Origin of the sequence: Kitasatospora sp. SC0581 (assembly GCF_048159585.1) — a bacterium.
Classification (GTDB): domain Bacteria; phylum Actinomycetota; class Actinomycetes; order Streptomycetales; family Streptomycetaceae; genus Kitasatospora.
On record NZ_JBLRWA010000025.1, the window covers coordinates 56262 to 77633 of the forward strand.

14 protein-coding genes and 2 pseudogenes are annotated in these 21372 nt (G+C 74.5%); 13 read left to right on the forward strand and 3 right to left on the reverse strand.

Annotated features, from left to right (window positions below):
* Positions 1-10: 10 nt before the first annotated feature.
* Entirely contained in the window at positions 11-9430 is a 9420-nt protein-coding gene (locus tag ACLWS4_RS28725) for a beta-ketoacyl synthase N-terminal-like domain-containing protein (protein WP_416875641.1), read from the reverse strand.
* Positions 9431-9887: 457 nt separating this feature from the next.
* Between ACLWS4_RS28725 and ACLWS4_RS28730 the strand changes: the two genes are divergently transcribed.
* Both ACLWS4_RS28730 and lspA read left to right on the forward strand, forming a co-directional pair.
* Positions 9888-11075 carry a PLP-dependent aminotransferase family protein gene (locus ACLWS4_RS28730; RefSeq protein ID WP_416875642.1) on the forward strand — a complete coding sequence of 396 codons (1188 nt, stop codon included), beginning with the start codon at positions 9888-9890 and terminating at the stop codon, positions 11073-11075.
* A gap of 218 nt (positions 11076-11293) precedes the next feature.
* Positions 11294-11800, forward strand: coding sequence for a signal peptidase II (gene lspA / locus ACLWS4_RS28735; RefSeq protein WP_198959458.1), 507 nt, complete (start codon positions 11294-11296; stop codon positions 11798-11800).
* Positions 11801-11900: 100 nt separating this feature from the next.
* Here the strand turns inward: lspA and ACLWS4_RS28740 are convergent, their stop codons facing one another.
* Positions 11901-12470, reverse strand: coding sequence for a DNA-binding response regulator (locus ACLWS4_RS28740; RefSeq protein ID WP_416875643.1), 570 nt, complete (start codon positions 12468-12470; stop codon positions 11901-11903).
* A 95-nt stretch (positions 12471-12565) separates the two neighbouring features.
* Here ACLWS4_RS28740 and ACLWS4_RS28745 point away from each other — a divergent pair, with 95 nt between their 5' ends.
* The 11 genes and pseudogenes from ACLWS4_RS28745 to ACLWS4_RS28795 all read left to right on the forward strand — a co-directional run bounded on the left by ACLWS4_RS28745 (position 12566) and on the right by ACLWS4_RS28795 (position 21187).
* Positions 12566-12694, forward strand: a complete 129-nt coding sequence (locus ACLWS4_RS28745) for a hypothetical protein (protein WP_416875644.1) — start codon at positions 12566-12568, stop codon at positions 12692-12694.
* Positions 12695-12709: 15 nt separating this feature from the next.
* Entirely contained in the window at positions 12710-12850 is a 141-nt protein-coding gene (locus ACLWS4_RS28750) for a hypothetical protein (protein ID WP_416875645.1), read from the forward strand.
* 82 nt (positions 12851-12932) lie between these two features.
* A complete protein-coding gene (locus ACLWS4_RS28755; protein ID WP_416875646.1) occupies positions 12933-13475 on the forward strand; it encodes a stage II sporulation protein M in 543 nt (180 codons plus the stop codon).
* Positions 13472-14092 carry a hypothetical protein gene (locus ACLWS4_RS28760; RefSeq protein ID WP_416875647.1) on the forward strand — a complete coding sequence of 207 codons (621 nt, stop codon included), beginning with the start codon at positions 13472-13474 and terminating at the stop codon, positions 14090-14092. The genes ACLWS4_RS28755 and ACLWS4_RS28760 overlap by 4 nt, the downstream gene beginning before the upstream one ends.
* Before the next feature lie 163 nt (positions 14093-14255).
* Positions 14256-14678 carry a hypothetical protein gene (locus tag ACLWS4_RS28765; RefSeq protein WP_074004720.1) on the forward strand — a complete coding sequence of 141 codons (423 nt, stop codon included), beginning with the start codon at positions 14256-14258 and terminating at the stop codon, positions 14676-14678.
* Positions 14678-16315 (forward strand): hypothetical protein, encoded by a 1638-nt coding sequence (locus ACLWS4_RS28770; protein ID WP_416875648.1) that lies wholly within the window; start codon positions 14678-14680, stop codon positions 16313-16315. The genes ACLWS4_RS28765 and ACLWS4_RS28770 overlap by 1 nt, the downstream gene beginning before the upstream one ends.
* Entirely contained in the window at positions 16312-17052 is a 741-nt protein-coding gene (locus tag ACLWS4_RS28775; protein WP_416875649.1) for an ABC transporter ATP-binding protein, read from the forward strand. Before ACLWS4_RS28770 ends, ACLWS4_RS28775 begins: the two co-directional genes overlap by 4 nt.
* Positions 17049-18065, forward strand: coding sequence for an ABC transporter ATP-binding protein (locus ACLWS4_RS28780; protein WP_416875650.1), 1017 nt, complete (start codon positions 17049-17051; stop codon positions 18063-18065). Before ACLWS4_RS28775 ends, ACLWS4_RS28780 begins: the two co-directional genes overlap by 4 nt.
* A gap of 5 nt (positions 18066-18070) precedes the next feature.
* Positions 18071-18415: pseudogene (locus tag ACLWS4_RS28785) on the forward strand (ABC transporter permease); the annotation flags it as partial.
* A gap of 91 nt (positions 18416-18506) precedes the next feature.
* The gene (locus ACLWS4_RS28790) at positions 18507-18788 is read left to right on the forward strand and encodes a hypothetical protein (protein ID WP_416875667.1); all 282 of its coding nucleotides are present in this window, start codon (positions 18507-18509) and stop codon (positions 18786-18788) included.
* A gap of 497 nt (positions 18789-19285) precedes the next feature.
* Positions 19286-21187, forward strand: coding sequence for a DNA/RNA helicase domain-containing protein (locus tag ACLWS4_RS28795; RefSeq protein WP_416875651.1), 1902 nt, complete (start codon positions 19286-19288; stop codon positions 21185-21187).
* 8 nt (positions 21188-21195) lie between these two features.
* On the opposite strand, the pseudogene ACLWS4_RS28800 reads toward ACLWS4_RS28795, so the two are convergent.
* Positions 21196-21318, reverse strand: a pseudogene (locus tag ACLWS4_RS28800) (restriction endonuclease); the annotation flags it as partial.
* Between the last annotated feature and the right edge of the window lie 54 nt (positions 21319-21372).

A 21372-nucleotide genomic window follows, 5' to 3' on the forward strand; every position in this document is an offset into this window, starting at 1 on the left:
TTCCCTTACCTCAGCGCGACAGTTCGTTGTCGAGCGCGTCGAAGAGTTCGTCGTCGGTCACGTGGTCGAGGTCGTCGGCGGATTCGGCGGGTTCGTCCTGCTCCCGCTGCCAGGCGCGAAGGATCTGCGTCAGTCGGGTGGTGACCCTGGTGCGGTCCTCGCGCTCGCCGGCGAAGAGCTTCAACGCCTCCTCCATCCGGTCGGCGTCGGCGAGGATGCGCGAGACCGGGTCCGGTTGCTCGGGTTCGAGGGCCGCCAGGAGGTGGGCGGCCAGTTCGTCCGGTGTGGGCTGGTCGAACAGCACGTTGACGGGGAGCCTGAGCCCGGTGGCCGCGTTGAGCCGGTTGCGCAGTTCGACGAGGGTGAGGGAGTCGAGGCCGAGCCCCCGGAACTCCGCGCCGGTGTCGATGGCTCCGGGCCCCGAGTGGCCGAGGACGTCGGCGATCTCCTGGCACAGGAGCTCCGTCACGACGTCGAGGCCGCGTCCTCCGGCCGCCCCCGCGATCCGGTCGGTCCAGGTGGAGGCGCCCGCCGTCCTCGGTGCCGCGGCAGCGGCCGCCGTACGCCGGGCCGGGGCGGAGACGAGGCCGCGCAGCAGCGGTGGCAGGTCGGCCACGGCGGCCCTCGCGTGCAGTCGCGCCGGGTCGAGCACCAGCGGTGCCACGGCCGGCTCGCTTCCCTGCCGCGCCTCGTCGAACAGCGCCATGCCCTGTTCGGAGGGGATCTTTCCGATGCCGTACCGCTCGAAGCGCTGGAAGGCCGTGTCGTCGAGGCCGGCGGTCATACCGGACTCCTGCTCCCACAACCCCCACGCCAGTGAGAGACCCGGCAGCCCCCGGGCCGACCGCTCCTGCGCCAGCGCGTCCAGGAACGTGTTCGCCGCCGCGTAGTTCGCCTGGCCCGCGGTGCCCACCAGGCCCGACACCGAGGAGTACAGCACGAAGGCCGCCAGCCCGGGGCACCGCTCCCGCGTCACCTCGTGCAACGCCCACGCACCGTCCACCTTCGACCGCAACACCTCCCCCAGCGCCTCCGCACCCAGCGACACCAGCACCCCGTCGCGCAGCACACCCGCCACGTGGAACACGCCCGTCAGCGGCCGCTCGGCCACCACCTCGTCGACCAGCACCCCCAGTGCCGTACGGTCGGCCGCGTCACACGCCCGCACCACCACAGTGCGCGCGCCCAACTCCAGCAGTTCGTCCCGCAACCCCACCGCCCCGGGCGCCTCCACACCCCGACGACTCACCAGCACCAGGTGCCGCACCCCGCACGCCACCACCAGATGACGTGCCAGCAACGCCCCCAACACCCCCGTACCACCGACCACCAGCACCGCCCCCTCCGGATCCAACGACGCCGGAAGGGTGAGCACGTTCTTGCCGGTGTGGCGGCCCTGGCTGATGTGGCGGAAGGCCTCCCTGCCCCGGCGGACGTCCCGGACGGTGAGCGGGAGGTGGGTGAGCGCGCCGGCCTCGAAGAGGCGCACGAGCTCGGTGAGCATCTCCTGGATGCGGTCCGCGTCGACCACCATGAGGTCGAACGCCTGGTAGGAGACGTCGGGGAGGGACGCGGGGTCCCTGACGTCGGTCTTGCCCATCTCCAGGAACCGGCCGCCGGGGCGCAGCAGGCGCAGCGAGGCGTCCACGTACTCGTGGGCCAGCGCGTTGAGGACGACGTCGAAGCCGCCGTCCTCGCCGAGCACCCGGCGGAAGCCCTGCTCGAAGAGGAGGTCCCGGGACGAGGCGATGCGCTCGTCCGGCAGGCCCATGGAGCGCAGCGTGTCCCACTTGCCGGGGCTCGCGGTGCCGAAGACCCGCGCGCCGAGGTGGTGGGCGAGCTGGACCGCGGCCATGCCGACGCCGCCCGCCGCCGCGTGGACCAGCAGCGACTGGCCCGGGGCCAGGGCGGCCAGGTCGGTCAGCGCGTAGTAGGCGGTCAGGAAGACGACGGGAACGGCCGCCGCCTGGGCGAAGGTCCAGCCGTCCGGGACGGTGACGAGCATCCTGCTGTCGGTGGCGACCACCGGTCCGAAGGCACCGGGCAGCAGGCCCATGACCCGGTCGCCGGGCGCGAACCCGGTCACCCCGGGGCCGACCTCGGTGACCACGCCGGCCCCCTCGATGCCGAGCGGGCCCGCGTCGCCGGGGTAGAGCCCCAGGGCGTTCAGCGCGTCACGGAAGTTGAGGCCCGCGGCGCGGACGGCGACGCGCACCTCGCCCGGCAGCAGGGGGGCGAGCGCCTCGGGGCGGGCCCGGAGGGACAGCGCGTCGAGGGAGCCGCTGGCGCCCGGTTCCATCCGCCAGGCCGGCGCGCCCTCCGGGGGTGCGAGCAGCTCACGGGGTGTCTGCCGGGCCAGCCGGGCGGCCTTCAAGGTGCCCTTGCGCAGCGCCAGTTGGGGCTCTCCGGTGGCGAGCGCGGCGGCCACCAGCCCGGGGGTCGGGTCGGCGTCGGCGTCGAGCAGGACGAAGCGGCCCGGGTGTTCGGTCTGGGCGGTGCGCAGCAGGCCCCACAGCACGGATGCGGCGAGGTCCGCCACGCCTTCGGCCGCTTCGACGGCCACCGCGTTCCGGGTGAGGACCACCAGCGGCGCGGAGGTCCGGTGCTCCTCGGCCAGCCAGCTCTTCAGCAGGCCCAGGGCCTCCCGGGCGGCGTCATGGGCCGCGGACGGCACCGCGTGCTCCGGCGCGCTCGCCGTCCACGGGAGGACGGCCACCTCCAGGTCCTCGACCGCACCGGCCAGCGTGGTGAGGTCGGCGTGGCGGGTCACGCCCGGCAGGTCGGGGCCGCGCGTGCCGAGGACGGCCCAGCGGTCCGTCGGCAGGTCCGGGGCCGGGCCGGCCGGAGCGGTGCCGGCGGCCGGGTCCGGCACGGGCACCCAGTCCACGGCGAACAGCGGCGTACGGCCCCCGCCCGCCGCCGAGTAGGGGCGCAGGGTCAGCGCCTCGACGGTGGCGACCGGCGCCCCGGCGGCGTCGCAGACGGCCAGGGCCACGGTGTCGGTGCCGGTGGGCGTCAGCCGTACCCGCAGCGCGGTGGCACCGGTGGCGTGCAGTTCGGCACCGGACCAGGCGAACGGCAGCCGGAGCCCGGCCGCCTGGTCGCCCTCCAGGACGAGCAGGTGCAGCGCCGCGTCCAGCACGGCCGGGTGCACCCCGAAACCGGAGGGCTCCACGCCGGCCGGGAGCCCGACCTCCGCGTACAGCACGTCGCCGTCGCGCCAGGCGGCGCGCAGGCCCTGGAAGGTCGGCCCGTAGTCGTAGCCGCGGGCGGCCAGGGCCTGGTACGCGTCGGCCACGTCGAGAGGGGTCGCGTCCTTCGGCGGCCAGTCCGTCAGCGCGCTCCCGCTGCTTTCGGCCCCGGCGGCGGCCAGCACGCCGGTGGCGTGGCGCCGCCAGGTGTCGTCGGAGCGCGAGAACACGGCCAGTGACCAGCGCCCCTCCTCCTCGGGGTCCAGCACCACGCGCAGGTCGGTCGGAGCGTCGGGGTGGAGGGACAGCGGGGCTTCCAGGGTGAGTTCGTCCAGCCGCCGGCAGCCGGCCCGGGCGCCCGCCGCGAGGGCGACGTCGAGCAGCGCCACACCGGGCAGCAGCACCTCCTCGCCGATGACGTGGTCCTCCGTCCAGGGGTGGGTCGTGGGCGAGAGGCGGCCGGTGAACACCCAGCCCCTCCCGTCGGGCCGCTCGACCGCCGCGCCCAGCAGCGGGTGCCCCACGGTCTCGAGACCCGCCGAGGCCACGTCCGCGACGGCGGTGTCCTGCGTCAGCCAGTAGGACCGGTGCTGGAAGGCGTACGTCGGCAGCTCCACCGGCCGCGCGCCCGGGAAGAGCGGGGACCAGTCGGGCAGGTGGCCGATGAAGGCGGCCTGGGCGACCGCGGTGAGCAGGGAGCCGGACTCCGGGCGCCGGGCCCGCAGCAGCGGCAGGGTGACCGCGTCGGTCCCGGCCGGCAGGCAGTCCGGGACCAGACCGGTCAGGACACCGTCGGGGCCGAGTTCAAGGTAGGTCCCCACGCCGAGCCCGGCGAGGTGCTCGACCCCGTCGCCGAACCGGACGGCGCGGCGGATGTGGGACACCCAGTAGTCAGGGGAGCAGAGCTGCTCGGCGGTGGCCTCCCGCCCGGTCACGTTGGACACGACGGAGAGGACGGGGGCGCGGAAGGTCAGGCCTTCGAGGACGGTGCGGAACTCCTCCAGCGCGCTGTCCATGTGGGGAGAGTGGAAGGCGTGGCTGACCCGCAGCCGCCTGGTCCGGCGCCCCAGCGCCGCGAAGTGGTCCGCGACCTCGGTGGCGACCGCGGCATCACCCGAGACCACCACGGACCGCGGGCCGTTGACGGCGGCGATCCCCGCCAGGTCCTCGCGCTCTCCGAGGACCGTCAGGACCTCCTGCTCGGTGGCCTCCACGGCGATCATGGCGCCGTCGCCGCGGGCGGCCTGCATCAGCCGTCCCCGCGTCGCCACCATGAGCGCGGCGTCCGGCAGGTCGAGCACGCCCGCGACATGGGCGGCGGCCACCTCGCCGACCGAGTGTCCGAGCAGGTGGTCGGGCCTGATGCCATAGTGCTCCAGGAGCCTGAACTGCGCGGTCTCCAGGGCGAACAGGGCCGACTGGGCGTACAGGGTGCGGTCCAGGAGGTCGGCGTCCGTACCGAAGACGACGTCCTTCAGGGGGACGGGCAGGTGCGCGTCCAACTGCGCACACGCCTCGTCGAACGCCTTCGCGAAGACGGGGAAGTCCCGGTGCAGACTGCGGCCCATGCCGAGGCGTTGCGCGCCCTGGCCGGTGAAGAGCAGCGCGAGCCCGTTCGAGCCGTCGGGGGGTGTGGTGGGGGGCGTGACGGTGACGTTGTCCGCCGTACCGCTCTCGGCCAGGACGCGCAGCCCCGCGAGCAGTTCTTCACGGTCGGCGCCCGTCACGACGGCACGCTGCTCGAACAGCGAGCGCTGCGCGACCAGCGACCAACCGACGCTGCCCGCGCCGACCTCCGGGTGCTCCGCCAGGTGCTCCGCCAGCCGGCCCGCCTGTGCCCGCAACGCCTCCACCGACCGGCCGGACACCACCCACGGCACCACATCATCAACAGGGCCATCGGGAGAGGTAATTGCTTCTTCAGCGACCCCTTCCACGATCACATGCGCGTTCGTCCCACTGATCCCGAACGAGGACACACCCGCCCGCCGCGGCCGGCCCAGCTCAGGCCACTCCCGCGCCTCGCTCAGCAGCTCCACCCCGCCCGAGGACCAGTCCACATGCGACGACGGCACCTCCGCGTGCAACGTCCGCGGCAGCACCCCGTGCCGCATCGCCAACACCATCTTCATCACACCCGCCACACCCGCGGCGGCCTGCGTATGACCGATGTTCGACTTCACCGACCCCAGCCACAACGGCACTTCGCGCTCCACCCCGTAGGCGGACAGCAAGGCCTGCGCCTCGATCGGATCGCCCAACCGCGTCCCCGTCCCGTGCGCCTCCACCGCGTCGACGTCACCCGCCGACAACCCCGCGTCCTCCAAGGCCCCGCGCACCACCCGCACCTGCGCCCGACCACTCGGCGCCGTCAACCCGTTCGACGCACCGTCCTGGTTCACCGCCGAACCCCGCACCACCCCCAACACCCGGCGCCCAGCCCGCCGCGCATCCGACAACCGCTCCAGCACCAGCACGCCGCAGCCCTCACCGAACCCCGTCCCCTCGGCCCCCTCACCGAAGGCCCGGCACCGGCCGTCCGGGGACAGGCCCCGGTGCCGGGCGAACTCGATGAGGGTGGCCGGGGCCGCCATGACGGTGACGCCGCCGGCCAGCGCCATCGAGCACTCACCCCGCCGCAGCGACTGCACCGCCAGGTGCAGCGCCACCAGCGACGACGAGCACGCCGTGTCCACCGACAGGGCCGGGCCCTCCAGCCCCAGCACGTAGGACACCCGGCCGGACGCGACACTGCTCTCGTTGCCGGTCAGGACGTGTCCTTCGAACTCCACCGGGATCCGGGCGGGGGCGGGCCGGTAGCCGCTGGTCATCACTCCGGTGAAGACGCCGGTCGCACTGCCCTTCAGGGTGTCGGGACGGATCCCCGCCCGCTCCAACGCCTCCCACGACACCTCCAGCAGCAGCCGCTGCTGCGGGTCCATCGCCTCCGCCTCGCGCGGCGGAACGCCGAAGAACCCCGCGTCGAACAGGTCCGCGTCGTGCAGGAAACCCCCGCCACGCGTGTACGTCCGCCCGCCTTCCCCCGCGTCGGGATCGGGGTCGTAGAGGTGCTCCAGGTCCCACCCCCGCCCCTCCGGGAGGCCGGAGATCGCGTCCCGCCCCTCCGACACCAGCCGCCACAGGTCCTCCGGCGAGCTCACCCCGCCCGGGTAGCGGCACCCCATCCCCACGATCGCGATCGGCTCGTCGTCGTGGGGGGTGCGGAGGGGTGCGGTGCCGGTGTCGGTGCGTTCGCCCGCGAGCTCCGTGCGCAGCCACTCCGCCAGGAGGGCGGGCGTGGGGTGGTCGAAGATCAGGGTGGGCGGGAGCGGGACGCCGGTGGCGGCGGCCAGCCGTTCCAGGAGGTTGACGGCGTCCAGCGAGTTGAAGCCGAGGTCCTTGAAGCGGCGGGAGGTGTCGACCAGCCCGGGCTCCGGGTGGCCGAGCACGGCCGCGGCGTGTTCCCGTACGAGGCCCGTCAGTTCGCCGTGGCCGGGCCGCGACGGCCCGGGTGCGGGGGCCCCGGTCTCCGCGCCGAACGGCACACGCCGGTCCGCCACCACGGTCTCGCGCCCGTCCACCGCCGCGGTTTCGCGCCGGTCCTCGCCGTCGAGCCAGTACGACTGCCGCTGGAACGGGTAGGTGGGCAGCCGGAGCCGGCGCCCGCTGCCCGTCCGGAGCGCGGGCCGCCAGTCGACCCGCGCACCGCGCACGTGGAGCCGGGCGACGGAGTCCAGCAGACGGCGCGGACCGCCCTCGCCCCGCCGGAGCGTCCCGGTGACCGCCGCCGCGGCACCGACGGTCTGCTGGAGCGCGACGGTGAGCACCGGGTGCGGGCTGACCTCGACGAACGTCCGGTGCCCGGCCTCCAGCAGGTGCCGGGTGGCGGTCTCCATCCGGACCGGCCGGCGCAGGTTGCGGTACCAGTAGCCGGCGTCCAGCTCCGTGGTGTCGGTGATCTCACCGGTGACGGTGGAGCAGAACGGGATCCGCGACCGGCGCGGGGTGATCCCGGCGAGTTCCGTCAGCAGCGCGTCCCGCAGGACCTCCACGTCGCCGGAGTGCGAGGCGTAGTCGACCGGGATCGCGCGCACCCAGACGCCCTCGGCCTCGTACTCCGCCAGCAGCCGGTCGACGCTCCCGGGCGGACCGGAGACCACCGTGGACACCGGACCGTTGACCGCGGCGATCTCCACCCCGTCCCAGCCCCGTTCGAGCCGGTCGCGGACCTGCGCCACGGGCAGGGAGACGGTGGCCATGGCGCCGGTGCCCGCCAGCCGGCCGAGCGCGCGGCTGCGCAGCGCCACGATCCTCGCGCCGTCCTCGACGCTGAGGGCGCCCGCGACGCACGCGGCGGCGATCTCGCCCTGCGAGTGCCCCACCACCGCGTCGGGACGCACCCCGAAGGAGCCCCACACCTCGGTCAGCGCGAGCATCATGGCCCACAGCACGGGCTGGACGACGTCGACCCGTTCCAGGGGCGGGGCGTCGGGCGTCCCGCGCAGGACGTCGAGCAGCGACCAGTCGACGTGCGGCCGCAGCGCCCGGTCGCACTGCTCCATCCGCTCCCGGAAGACGGCCGAGGTGTCGAGCAACTCCCTTGCCATGCCGTCCCATTGGGATCCCTGGCCCGGGTAGACGAAGGTGACCTCGCCGTCCTCGGCGACGCTGCCCCGGACCAGTGCCGGGTCGACTCCGCCGGGTTCGGCGGCGGCGGTCAGGGCCTGGAGGAACTCCTCGCGGTCGGCCGCGACGACGACCGCGCGGTGCTCCCGGGTCGCGCGCGTGGTGGCCAACGCGAGGGCCACGTCGGCGGGTTCGGCGTCGGGCTCCTCGGCCACGTACGACCGGAGGCGGTCGGCCTGGGCCCGCAGCGCCTCCGCTGTGGCACCGGACAGGACCCACGGCACCACGCCGGAACCGCCGTCCGCCGGCGCCCGGGTGTCCGCGGCGGGGGCGGGCGGCTGGGACAGCACGACATGGCAGTTGGTCCCGCCGAGACCGAAGGAGCTGACGCCCGCGAGGCGGGTGCCGTCCGCCCCGGTCCACGGCAGGCGGTCCGTCACCATGCGCAGCCGCAGGGCGTCCATGTCGATCAGCGGGTTGGGGGTGCGGAAGCCGAGGCTCGGCGGCAGCGTCGCGTGCTGGAGCGACAGTGCCACCTTGACCAGGCCGACCACGCCCGCCGCGGCCTCCAGGTGGCCGACGTTCGTCTTCACCGAGCCGACGTACAGGGGGCTTTGGCCGGCCGTCCGGGCCGCGCCGAACACGGCGCCCAGCGCGGCGGCCTCGACCGGGTCGCCGACCCTGGTGCCCGTCCCGTGCAGTTCGACGTACTGGACGTGCGCGGGGTCGACACCCGCCCTCGCGCAGGCCCGCCGCAGCACCTCCTCCTGCCCGGCCCGGGCCGGCACCGTCAGTCCCTCTCCGCCGCCGTCGTTGTTCAGGGCGCTGCCGAGCAGGACGCCGTACACCGGGTCCCCGTCGGCGAGGGCCCGGTTCAGGGGCTTGAGCACCACCATCGCCCCGCCCTCGCCGCGGACGTAGCCGTTCGCCCGCTCGTCGAAGGTGAAGCAGCGGCCGTCGGGCGAGAGCGCGCCGAGCCCGGCCATCGCGTGCGCCGTGTCGGGCAGCAGGTTGAGGTGCACCCCGCCCGCCGCGGCGAGCGCGGAGTCGCCGCGCCGCAGGCTCTCGCAGGCCAGGTGGACGGCGGCCAGCGACGACGCCTGGCCGGCGTCGACGGTGAGGCTGGGGCCGTGCAGGCCGAGGGCGTACGAGACGCGGTTGGCCGTCATGCCGCGCTGGGTGCCGGCGACGGTGTGCGGGGTCCGGGCGGCCGGTCCCCGACGGTCGAGCAGGAGGCCGTAGTCGCCGGACGCCACGCCGAGGAAGACGGCGGTGTCCTGGGAGCGCCAGGTCTCCGGGCGGATTCCCGCGTCCTCGAAGGCCTCCCAGCTCAGCTCCAGGGCCAGGCGCTGCTGCGGATCCATCGCGGCGGCCTCGCGCGGGCCGATCCCGAAGAACCCCGCGTCGAACCGGTCCACGTCCTCCAGGAACGCCCCCCACCGCAGGGCGGACGGCTCGTCGTCCCCGGGCCCCCCGGGGCCGCCCCGGCGGTCGTCGGGAGTTTCGGTGACGGCGCTGCGGCCGTCCCGCAGGAGGTCCCACAACTGCCGGGGTCCAGCGGCGCCCGGAAGGCGGCAGGAGATTCCGACCAACGCGATGGGTTCCTCCGGCACCGACCGATTTCCCGCGGAATTCACGGAGGCCTCGGAATGCCCATGGCGGAGATCAGACATGACGCCCCCTGTTATCACTTCGAACCGACCGACGGCATGACGGAACGCATCCCGGAGAACCAGGGAAAGGAAAGAGAGATTCGGAATTCCCCGTCAGAACACTGTGGAACACGGCACACGGCCCCCAGAGACTGACATACGCACCGCACCGCCCGACAAGCCCGTTCGACGGCCGACCACGCGTTTTCGGCCCATCTGGCGGAAGACCGCAGGTCAACGTCCGTCCCGGTCCCACCTGGTGGTTTCCGGAAGATCACGGTCCGGCACGGCCGGTCGCGGAACCCGCCGTCACCACGGACGTCTGAGCGATCTCGGCAAGAAATCGACGGGACATGTTTGGGCACCCGTGGGACTCCCGCACCCGCGACACCGCCCCGATCGTCCGTATCCTGCGGGCATGACGAGCCCAGCCGCCGCCCCCGTTCCCGTCGCCCGCCACACCGCCGCCCACGCCTCGTCCGTGCGGGAGATCCTCGAACTCACGGCGCGGCCGGAGGTGATCTCCTTCGCCGGCGGCCTGCCCGCCCCGGAGCTCTTCGACGTCGCCGGCCTGCGGGCCGCGTACGACCACGTGCTGGCCACGGCCCCGCACCGCGTCCTCCAGTACTCGACCACCGAGGGCGACCCGGCGCTGCGGGTGGCCGTCGCGGAGCGGCTGGGCTCCCGCGGCCTGCCCACCCCGGCGGACGACCTGCTGGTCACCTCGGGCTCCCAGCAGGCACTGACGCTGGTCTCGACGGCGCTGCTGGCCCCCGGCGACACCGTCCTCGTGGAGAACCCCACCTATCTGGCGGCCCTGCAGTGCTTCGCCTTCGCGGGAGCCCGCGTCGTCCCGGTCCCCTCCGACGAGGACGGCGTCGACCCGGTGGCGCTGGCCCGCCTCGTCGCCTCGGAGCGGCCCAGACTCCTCTACCTCGTCCCCAACTTCCAGAACCCGACCGGCCGTACGCTCTCCGTCGAGCGCCGCCGAGCCGTCGCGGAGGTCGCGGCCCACCACGGCCTGTGGATCGTCGAGGACGACCCCTACGGCGAGTTGCGGTTCGACGGCGCTCCGCTGCCGTGGATCGCCTCGCTCGACGCCGCGGCCGACCGCACGGTGCTGCTCGGCAGCCTCTCCAAGACCATGTCCCCGGGCATGCGCCTCGGCTGGCTGCGCGCTCCGGCCGAACTGCGCCGCGCCTGTACGACGGTGAAGCAGACCACCGACCTGCACTCCTCCACCGTCGACCAGGCCGCCGCCGCCCGGTACCTCACCCATGCCGACCTCGACGCGCACCTGACGCGGGTCCGCGCCGCCTACCGGGAACGCCGTGACGCGCTGCTCGACGGCCTGCCCCACGCGCTCCCCCACGGAAGCACCTGGAACCGGCCGGACGGCGGGATGTTCGTGTGGGTGCGCCTGCCGGACGGGCACGACGCCACCGCCCTGCTGCCCCGGGCCGCCGCCCACGACGTCGCCTACGTACCCGGCGCGCCGTTCTTCGCCGACCGGCCCGACCCGGCGACCCTGCGGCTGTCGTTCACCGGACACCCCGCCGAGGCGATCAGGGAGGGACTGACCCGCCTCGCCGGAGTCTTCGGGTGACCATCGGGGCCCGCCGACACCCGGCGACGGCGGGGCCGGCGCCCGGCAACGGCGCAGGTATGCTCCCGTTCTGACGGTGCGCTCCCGTACTTGTGGACACTCGTGCGCAAGCCGCCGTCACCTACAATGCGGCCATGACTGGCTTACTACGCCTACGGGTTGCGCGAGGAGCTTCCTTGTCCGGTGACACGCCTCGACGACTGGGAACCATGACAGCCGTGGCAATCGCACTGCTGGCGTCGGATTTCATCACCAAACAGATAGCGCTGACACATTTCTCGGGGACCGATCCGACATCGACCCTCGGCGGGCTTCTGAAATTCACGCTGGTCTTCAATTCGGGCGGGGCGTTCTCCATCGGCGCGGGGGAGACCTGGTTCTTCACCACGGTGAAGATGCTGGTCATCGTCCTCATGCTGGTGGTGTCGCCCCGGATCCGCACCCCCCTCTGGGCGGTCTCCTTCGGGCTGGTCATCGCCGGCGCGGCCGGCAACCTCATCGACCGGCTGTTCCGGGACCCCTCCCCGTGGGAGGGACGCGTCGTGGACTGGATCCAACTGCCGCACTGGCCGGTCTTCAACCTCGCCGACTGCGGCGTGGTCTGCGGCAGCGCCCTGGTGATGTGGGCCTCGATGCGCGGCATCCGCCTGGACGGCACGCGCGCCACCGAGGAACCGGCCGAGCCGGACGCGACGGAACGGACCGCCGAGGTGAAGAACCCGTAGGGCAGCCGGCCGTCCGGCCCGGGGAGAGCCGCCCGGCCGGCCCCGAACCCGCCTGCGGGGCCCCCGAGTCGTGCGCCGGGCCCCGCACGGGGCCCCTTCCTCACGCCGCGGCGTGGGCCCTGAGCAGTCCGTACCGCTCGGCCAGGACGGCGGCCTGGGTCCGGTTGCGGACGCCCAGTTTGGCGAGCAGCTCGCTGACGTAGTCCTTGACGGTCGCCGGGCGGAGGTACAGCCGCTCGGCGATGTCCGCGTTGGACAGACCCTCGCCCAGGCAGACCAGGATCTCCAGCTCACGGGCGTTGAGCCGGGCCGGGACCTGCCGGTCGGGCGGCTCGGGCGCCACCGCCGGTGCGGCCGACCGGAGTTGCGGGAAGACCACGGTACCGCCCGAGGTGAGCACCCGGACGGCGTCCAGCAGCAGGCCGCTCGGGGCGTTCCGCCGGAGGCAGCCGACCGCGCCGTGCCGCAGCGCCCGGTTCAGCAGGCCGCCGTCCTCCTCCGTGGCCAGCATGGCCACCCGGGGCGCCCGGGGCAGGTAGATCAGCGAGAGCAGGGTGTCGAGGGCCGCGTCGGCCTGGCGGCCGAGGTCCAGCAGGACCAGGTCGGGCTGGAGCGCGCGGGCCCGCTCGACCGCCCGGTCCACCGGACAGTCCGCCACCACCGTCAGCACGGGGTCGGATTCGATGATCAGGCGCAGTCCCGAAGCGACCGGTGGCTGCCGGATATTCCCAACCACTCCCTAAAAGTGGCGAACTGGAGATTAACATGTCCGTTTTCTCGACCCCGGAAAAGCGCATCGCCGCCGCCGGCGCGGCCGTTGCCGGTCTGAGCGCCCCGCTCCTGCTGGCCGCCACCACCCCTGACGTGCTGACCGGCTACTTCGGTCTGGAGTAAAAGAGCGCCGACCGCGTGCTGACCGCCATCGAGGCCAGCACCGACGTCGCCGCCGCCCTCTCGCTGTTCGGTGGCGTCACCGCCGCCGGCGGCGTGGCCATGTGGATGCTCAAGAAGGCGATCACCGCCGGCGGCCGCCGCGCCATCATCGCCTGACCCGGGCGCCGGCCGGACCCCGCCGCACCGGCGGGGTCCGGCCCACCGGCCTTGTGCAGCAGACGACTTGGGGAGGGACGACATGATCGCGGGAGTCTGCGGAGGGCTCGCAGCCGCCTGGGCCCGGCAGCGCTGGGCCGTGGCCGCCGGGCAGTTGCTCTGGTTCGCCTGCATGGCGATCGGGATCTCCTGCTCGGGCGGCATCGAGTCCGCCGTCCGCGTGGAACCCAAACCCGCCGGTCCGGGCCTGTGGCTCGAGGTCTTCCTCAACAACGCCAAGGTGGCCGCGCTGGCCTTCAGCGGAGTCGCCACCCTCGGCCTGACCACGGTCGCCTTCTCGCTGCTCTCCGGCCTCGGTGTCGGCGTGCTGATCGGGCACGCGTACGCGCTGGGCGGCGGCCAACTGCTGCGGGCCGTCGGACCGCACGCGGTGCTCGAACTGCCGGCCCTCGGCCTCGCCGTCGCGGCCGGCCTGGCCCCGGCGCTCGGGCTGTCCCGCCGCCTGGTGTCCGGACGGGGCGCCCCGTTCAGCCAGCACGTGGTCGACGCCGCTGTCCTCTTCGGAACCTCGCTGGCCGCGCTCGCCGTGGCCGCGGGCGTGGAAACGTGGGTGAGCCCCCGATGACCTTGACCACCACGACGGACCACCGTCCCCTGCTCGATCCGGAGGCCGCGCCCGAAGGCCGGGACGACGGCCGGGACGACGGCCGGGCCGGGCGCCTGCGCCACCGCGCCGCCCTGGCGCTCGCCGTCCTCGTCCAACCCCTGGCCGGTCTCGGCCTCCTGGACCGCTACCGCGCGGCCGTCCTGGAGAAGATCCCCGACGCGGCACCGGGCGCGGTGAAGGCCGGCGTCTGGGCGGGCTGGCTGTTCGGATCGGTGCTCGGCGCGATCGGCGTGCTGCTGGCCGTCCTGCTCGCCGGCGCCGCCGGTGCCGGCGCCTGCCGACTGGCCGGCGCCCGCGACGGCTTCGCCCGGGACCGCGCGACCGTCGGCACGGTGGCCGCCCTCTACTTCGTGGGCAAGCTGCTGCTGCTCGGCGCGGGCGCCGCCCTGGTCGGCCGCCCCTCCTGGGACGGACTGGTGGACGCGCTGGGAAGCGCCGACCTCGGCCTGGTCGTGCTGTTCGCGGCCTTCACCGAGGTCCTGCGCCGCAGCACCGGCCTGAGCCCCGCCCGCAGCGCGGCGGCCGCGCTCGCGCCCGCGGCGGTGCTCCTCGCGCTCTGCCTGATCCCGCGCTGAGCCCGCGCCGGGCCGGGACCGGGCCCGGCGCCGCCCGCGCCGCTCGCACCGCTTGAGAGAACGACCCCCGTACGACTCGTACGACCCCGCACGACCCCGCACGACCCCGCACGACCCCGCACGACCCCGCACGACCCCGCACGACCGAGGAGCCGACATCACCGTGGTATCGCAGATCAAGCCGACCGGTGCGGCCGTGGCCGGCCTGCTGGCCGTGGCCGCCGCCGTCCTGGCCGGGGTCCGGACGGTCTGGTACTGGACGAGCCGGCCGGACACCCTGGCCGCGGTCGACCGGGCCGACCGGGTCGTCGACGCCGCCCGGTCGACGGTGGTGCAGACCCAGGACCTGCTCAACTGGGGCTGGCTGGCGGCCGCCGTCCTGCTGCTCGCCCTCGGCGCGGTGGTCGCCCTGGCCTCCACCGGCCGCTGGCTGCTGTTCGGCTTCTCGGCCCTGGTCTGCATGCCGCTCGGGGTGGCGGGCTTCCGGCTGCCCGCCGCCGCCGGACTCAACGGGACGGCCGCCGGCTTCTGCGTCCTGGTCGTCGCGGCCAGCGCGGTCGCCCTGCTCACCGGCCGGCGGGACTGATGGACGGCCGCCGGCTCGCCTGGACCGCCGGGCTGGCCCTGGTCGACGCCGACCTGCGGCGCCGGCGCAACCGCCTCCCGGGGCTGCGCACCCTCGCCCCGCCGGCCCGGGCCGTGCTCGCGCTGGCCGTCGGCGTCGGCCTGGCCACCGTCGCGGCCCTGCTCTGGGGGATCGGCTCGGCGCTCGGCCGGGTCTTCCCGGTCGGCCCCGAGGACGGCACCGTCGTGTCCGGCGCCTGCTGGTCGGTGGCGGTCGTGCTGGTCGCCGGCCACCTGCTCTCGGCGCGGCCCAACCAGGCCCGGCTGCTGCTCGATCCGCCCGACCGCGCCGTCCTGCTCTCCTGGCGGGTGCCGCAGCAGTCCGTGTTCCTGGCCCGCCTCTGGCTGCCCGCCCTGGCCGGGGCCGTCGGCTCCGTGACGGTCGCGGGCCTGGCGGCCGGCCCCTGGCTGGCCGCCTCCCCCGCGGGCCGGGCCCTGCTGCCCGCCGCGCTCACCGCCGTCGCCGGATCCGCGCTGGCCGGAGCGCTCGGCCACGTGGCCGCGACCGCCGCACTGATGCTGGGCCCGCGCCGGGCCCTGCCGCTCGCCGCGCTCGGCGTCCTGCTGCCGGGGCTGTCCGCCCTCGGGCTCGTCCTCGGACCGCTCGCCGACCGCCTCCACCTGTCCGGCCGGGCCGAACCCGAGGAGTACGGGGCGGCGCTGCGCTCCGCCGTGGCCCGCCTCCGCCCGGACCTCTGGGACCGCCTGCTCGACCCCGACCGGCTCGGGACGGCCCTGCTCGGCTGGTGCTCGACCCTGCTGCTGCTCGGCGGCCTCGCCCACCTCCTGCTGCGCCGGGCCGCCGCCCGCGGCGCGCTCCGCCCCGCCGTCCCCGGCGGGCCCGCGGCCGCCGCACACACCTCCAGCACCCTGCTCGACCGGGTGCCGCCGGTGCTGCTGCCCGCGGCCAAGGACCTGCTGGCGCTGCGCCGCCGCCCCGTCGCCAGCACCGGCGCGCTGTTCCGGACGGCCCTGGTCGGCCTCGCCCTGGCGGCGCTCGGCGCGGGGGTCCGGCTCGGCCACGGCGGCGAACCGCCGTGGCGGCTCCCGCTGGGCGCCTGGAGCGTTCCGCTGGCGCTCGCCGTGTTCCTGGCGCTGTCCACCGTGGTGGCCCAGGTGGCGGGGGTCGAGGCCGAGCAGCGGTCGCTCGACCTGCTCCGCCAGGCGCCGGTGCCGTTCGGCCGGATCCTGGCCGGGAAGGTGGCCTCCTGCTGCGCCGTCGCGGCCGTACCGGTCGTACCGCTGTACCTCGGGCTGCTGCTGGTCGGCGGCGGGAGCGTGACCGCGGGCGCGCTGCTCGCCCTCCCGGTCGCGCTGCTGGCCGGCAGCTGCGCGCTGGTGGCCGCCGCCTTCCTGACCCCGGCCGCCGAGGGCTTCGCCGACGGCCGGGCCGCCCGTTCCGGCGCGGCCGAGACCGTGGAGGGCCTGCTGGCCGCGGTGCTGGCCGCCCCCGCGGCGGCCGGGCCGGTACTCCGCTCGGCCACCGGCACCGGCGGGGCCGTCGAGGCAGCGGCCTGCCTGCTCGACCTGGCCCTGCTGCTGGCCGTCCTGCGGTTCGCGGCCCGAAGTGATCTCCGAATCCGGAAGGTGCGCCCGTGATCGCCGTCGAATCCGCCAGTGTCCGGTACGCCGGGCACACCGCCCTCGCCGAGGTCGGACTCACCGTCGGGGAGGGCGAGTTCGTCGCCCTGGTCGGCCACAACGGGTCGGGCAAGACCGCCCTGCTGCGGCTGCTGGCCGGGCTGGAGGAGCCCACCTCGGGCCGGGTCGCCGTCGCCGGCCGGCCGGCCACCGCGCTCGCCGTCCGGGCCGAGCGCGGCTACGCCCCCGCCGAACCGCCGCTCTACGACTACCTGACCGTCCGTGAGCAGCTGGTCCTGGCGGCCAGGCTGTACGGCGCCCCGGTGCGGGAGGCCCTCGCCGCGCTGGCCGGCACCGCCCTGGAGGACCGCCCGGACGCCCTCGTCCGGGAGCTCTCACTCGGCATGCGCAAGCAGCTCGGCCTGCTCGTCGCCACCGTGCACCGGCCCCGGCTGCTCCTGCTCGACGAGCCGACCAACGGCCTCGACACCGGCGCGGCCGGCGCGCTCCGGGCCGCCGCCGCCGACTGGCGCGACCAGGGGCGCACCGTCCTGCTCTGCACCCACGACCTCGGCTGGGCCGACGAGTTGGTGAGCCGGCTGGTCGTCCTGGACCACGGCGCCGTCCGCCACGACCTCCGGCTCGACGGCGAGACGGCCACCGCCGCGCTGCACCGCCTCGACCCGACCGGCACCCTCCTCACCATCGCCGACTCCCCGACCCACCCGGCCAGCACGGAGCCCGCCACACCATGACCCCTCCCACCGCCCCTCCCACCGCCCCTCCCTCCGCCCCTCCCAGCGCCCGGACGGCCGGCCCGGCGGTCGAGGTCCGCGGACTGCGCCGCCGCTACGGCACCCTCACCGCCCTCGACGGCGTCGACCTGACCGTCCCCGCCGGCTCGCTGACCGCGCTGATCGGGCCCAACGGCTCCGGCAAGACCACCACCATGCGCGTCCTACTGGGCCTGGACCGCCCCGACGCGGGCACCGGCACCGTCCTCGGACACCCGCTGGACCGGCCGGAGCGCTACCTCCACACGGTCGGCGCGCTGATCGAACAGCCCGCGCTCTACCGGCGGCTCGACGCCCGCACCAACCTGCGGGTGCTCGCCGAACTCGGCGGCATCCCCCGCGGCCGGGTCGACGAGGTGCTGGAGCAGGTCGGCCTCACCGCCCACGCCGGCCGACCGGTGGGCGGGTACTCGCTCGGCATGCGCCAACGGCTCGGCATCGCCGCGGCCCTGCTCCCCGAGCCCCGGCTGCTCGTCCTGGACGAGCCGATGAACGGGCTCGACCCGATCGGCATCCTCCAACTCCGGCAGCTGCTGCGGTCCCTGGCGGACGCCGGCGCCACCGTGCTGGTCTCCAGCCACCAGCTCAACGAACTGGACGCGATCTGCGACCGCTTCGTCCTGATGCACCGAGGCCGGGTGCTGTTCCAGGGCGGCAGGGCGGAGCTGACCGCCTCCCGGACGGCCGTCGTCGAACTGGCCCCGGAGTCCGCCGCCGACGGCGCGGCCCTCCACGACCTGCTGAGCGGGGCCGGGTACCCCAACCGCCACGAGGAGGGGCTGCTGCTGGTCGAGGCCCCCGCCGACGCGGCCGCCGAACTGAACCGGATCGCGGCGGCGGGCGGCGCGACCCTCGCCCACCTGGCCGTCCGACGGACCTCCGTGGAGCAGGCCTTCCTCGCCCTGGTCACCGGCACCGGGCCCGCGCCGACCGACCCGACCGCCCCGACCGAGAGGACGGCCGTCCCGTGCTGACCCACGTGCACCAGGCGTTCCGCAGCGAGCTGGTCAAACTGCTCCGGCCGCGGCTGCTCTGGCCGCTCCTCGGCTCCGTCGCGGCGGCCACCGCCGCGGTCGCCGCCGGCACCGCCGCCCTCCGGGACGACCCCGGCCCGGTGGACCTGCTCGGCGCCGCCCGTACCGCCACACCCCTGATCGGCCTGGTCATGATGTGCGTGGCCGCCAACGCCTTCTGCCAGGAGTACCGCGAGGGCACCTGGCGAAACCTGCTGGTCCGCCAGCCGGCCCGCGGCGCACTCGCCACCGGCAAGCTCGCCGGGCTGGCCCTCCTGTCCCTGCTGGTCGCCGCCACCGTCTGGGCCACCTGCGCGGCGACCACCACCCTGACCGCCGCACGCCACGGCTCCCCACCCCACTGGGACGGAGCCCCCCACCACCCTGCGCCTGCTCGCGGCAATGCCCGCCTACACGGTCCTGGGCTCCGCCGCCGGCCTGCTCCTGCGGTCGACCGCGGCAGCCCTGGGAACAGTCCTGGGGTGGACCCTGGTCGCCGAGTCCGCCCTCACCGCCCTCGCCGCCACCAAGGGCTGGGACATCTCCCCCTGGCTCCCCGCCTCCGCCGTCACCCGCCTCTCCGCCGCCCCCTCCCCCACCCTCCCCACCCTCACCACCACCGCCTGGTGCACCCTCCTCTTCACCACCGCCACCCACCACTTCACCCGCACCCCCCACCTCTGACCCACCCGAGCCCCCGCCCCGGCGCCGCAGACAGAAACACAAGCAGTTCACCAAGGTCGCCGACACGATCGCCAACCCGAACCCGCCCAACGACGACTCGCTGGTCGTCCCCTACAGCCCCCGCCGGAATCCGCCCACCAACGACCCCTTGACCCCCAGCGCCCGACGATAGCCATCGCTGCACGTCAGACGGTAGACAGCCCGCGTTCGTTCACCGAAAGACGCCTCAGAGGCAATGGTGGTCGACGCGTGATCCCCTGTAGGTCCCCAAACTTCCCCGCCCCAGCGCCTCCCCGCCCCGTCGCAGCTGTCGTGGCCCAAGCCGTCCCCATCGCCCGTTCCGGTCCGCCTTGCGTCGGCGAAGGCTCAGGTGTCCGGGTACGTGCTGAGACTCTCCGTTGTAGGTTTGACCTTGTCATCAGCGCGGCCCGCCGGGCTTCCTTCCAGGGACATGCCCCCACCCGCACGAGTCACTTCGTGCTGCCTGGGAGCATTCCTTGCTGTTCCGCGACTCCGCGTCCGCGGTCGCTGCCGAGAGCCTGGCCGGATCACTGTTCGTGCGCCTCATCGACCAGTTCGTTCACAAGCACGGCCACAAACCCAGCTCATCCGAGGTGCGCTCCTGGGAACGGAGCATCCCGGCTCTGACCAACGCCCTCCTGGACGCCGGGCTCGGCATGGTCGAAGTACTCCTCGAGTACTCGCTGCCGCTCAACAGCAAGCGAGCGGACGTCATACTCGCCGGCGTCCACCCGACCACGGGCGAGCCGTCGTACGTGGTGGTCGAGCTCAAGCAGTGGAGCAGCGCGCTTCCGGAGGACGGCGAGCCGCTGCTCTGCCGGGTGGACGCCTACACCCGGCCGGTGCTGAACCCGATCGAGCAGGTCCGCGGCTACTGCGACTACCTGATCTCCTTCAACGGCGCGCTCGCCGCGCATCCCGAGCGGCTCTCTGGCGTCGCTTTCCTCCACAACGCGACGGAGTTCGGCGTCCAGGGCCTCTACGAGGTCTCGCAGGACGAGCGCGGCCGGCTCTTCACCGCCGAGCGCCGCGGGGAGTTCATCCAGTACCTCCAGTCGAAGCTGAAGCCGGTCTCCGGCGCGGAGGCGGCGGACCAGTTGCTCGCGGGCAAGGTGGCCCCTTCCAAGCAGCTGATGGCGGTCGCCGCCGACGAGGTTCGCGAGCGCGAGCAGTTCGTGCTGCTGGACGAGCAGCGGGTCGCCTACGAGCTGGTGCTGCGCGCGGTCCGCCAGGCGCAGCAGTCTGATCACAAGGAGGTCGTCGTCATCACGGGTGGCCCGGGTACCGGGAAGAGCGTCATCGCGCTGTCCCTCCTGGGTGATCTGTACCGGCGCGGCGTCACGGCCCTGCACGCGACCGGGTCCAGCTCGTTCACCACCACCATGCGCCGGATCGCCGGCGCACGGAAGCGTGCGGTCCAGGACCTGTTCAAGTACTTCAACAGCTTCATGACCGCCGAGCGCAACGGGCTGGACGTACTGATCTGCGACGAGGCCCACCGGATCCGGGAGACGTCGGCGAACCGCTACACCCAGGCCGCCCAGCGCACCGGCAAGCCCCAGATCGAGGAGCTGATCGACGCCGCCCGGGTGCCCGTGTTCCTGCTGGACGAGCACCAGGTCGTCCGGCCGGGCGAGATGGGCACGGTGGCCCAGATCCGGGCCGCCGCTGCCGTGAAGGGCCTGGACTGCCAGGTGGTGGAGCTGGACAGCCAGTTCCGCTGCGGCGGCAGCGACGCCTACCTGCACTGGGTGGTACGCCTGCTGGCCCTCGAACCCGGCGGCCCGGTCGGCTGGGAGCCCGACGGCAAGGTCGTCCTGGAGGTCGTGGACAGTCCCCAGGAGCTGGAGGCGTTCCTCGACGCCCGGCGCGCGGAGGGATACGGCGCCCGCATGTCGGCCGGGTACTGCTGGAAGTGGACGACGAAGGTCGCCCCGGGGGACCCGCTCCCCCTCGACGTGCGCATCGGTGACTGGGCCCGTCCGTGGAACGTGTACGGCGACCGGTCGATCGCCGGCGCCCCGCCGGCCGCGTTGTGGGCCACCGATCCGGCCGGTTTCGGCCAGGTCGGCTGCGTGTACACCGCGCAGGGCTTCGAGTACGACTGGAGCGGCGTCATCCTCGGGCCGGACCTCGTCTGGCGCACCGACCGGTGGATCACCGACCGGACGGCGTCCAAGGACCCCGTCTTCCGCAAGTCCACCACCGACGCCGACATCGACCGCCTGATCCGCAACACCTACAAGGTGCTGCTGACCCGCGGAATGATCGGCACCGTCGTCTACTCGACGGACCCGGAGACACGCGCCAAACTGCGGAACCTGGTGGCCGGCCAACAGGTGGAGCAGATCGAGGTGGCGCACGGCCGTCGCGGCTGATCGGCCACTCACCGCACCGGGCCGACGGGCTCCCGGGGTTCGCCTCGGAACACCTGTTCGCCGTGCCACTGCCGGTGCAGGCCTGCGACCAGTGGAGTCCCTGCCTGCGGGCCGATGACCGGCCGTCCGGCAACGCACATACGCCCGCTTCCGGTCCGACCGTGCTCGTTCCCAGCATTCCCCGG

Coding starts and splice junctions, on each gene's coding strand:
- ACLWS4_RS28730 (WP_416875642.1), top strand. CDS start 9,888: ATGACGAGCCCAGCCGCCGCCCCCGTTCCCGTCGCCCGCCACACCGCC.
- ACLWS4_RS28745 (WP_416875644.1), top strand. CDS start 12,566: ATGTCCGTTTTCTCGACCCCGGAAAAGCGCATCGCCGCCGCCGGCGCG.
- ACLWS4_RS28755 (WP_416875646.1), top strand. CDS start 12,933: ATGATCGCGGGAGTCTGCGGAGGGCTCGCAGCCGCCTGGGCCCGGCAG.
- ACLWS4_RS28760 (WP_416875647.1), top strand. CDS start 13,472: ATGACCTTGACCACCACGACGGACCACCGTCCCCTGCTCGATCCGGAG.
- ACLWS4_RS28770 (WP_416875648.1), top strand. CDS start 14,678: ATGGACGGCCGCCGGCTCGCCTGGACCGCCGGGCTGGCCCTGGTCGAC.
- ACLWS4_RS28780 (WP_416875650.1), top strand. CDS start 17,049: ATGACCCCTCCCACCGCCCCTCCCACCGCCCCTCCCTCCGCCCCTCCC.
- ACLWS4_RS28790 (WP_416875667.1), top strand. CDS start 18,507: ATGCCCGCCTACACGGTCCTGGGCTCCGCCGCCGGCCTGCTCCTGCGG.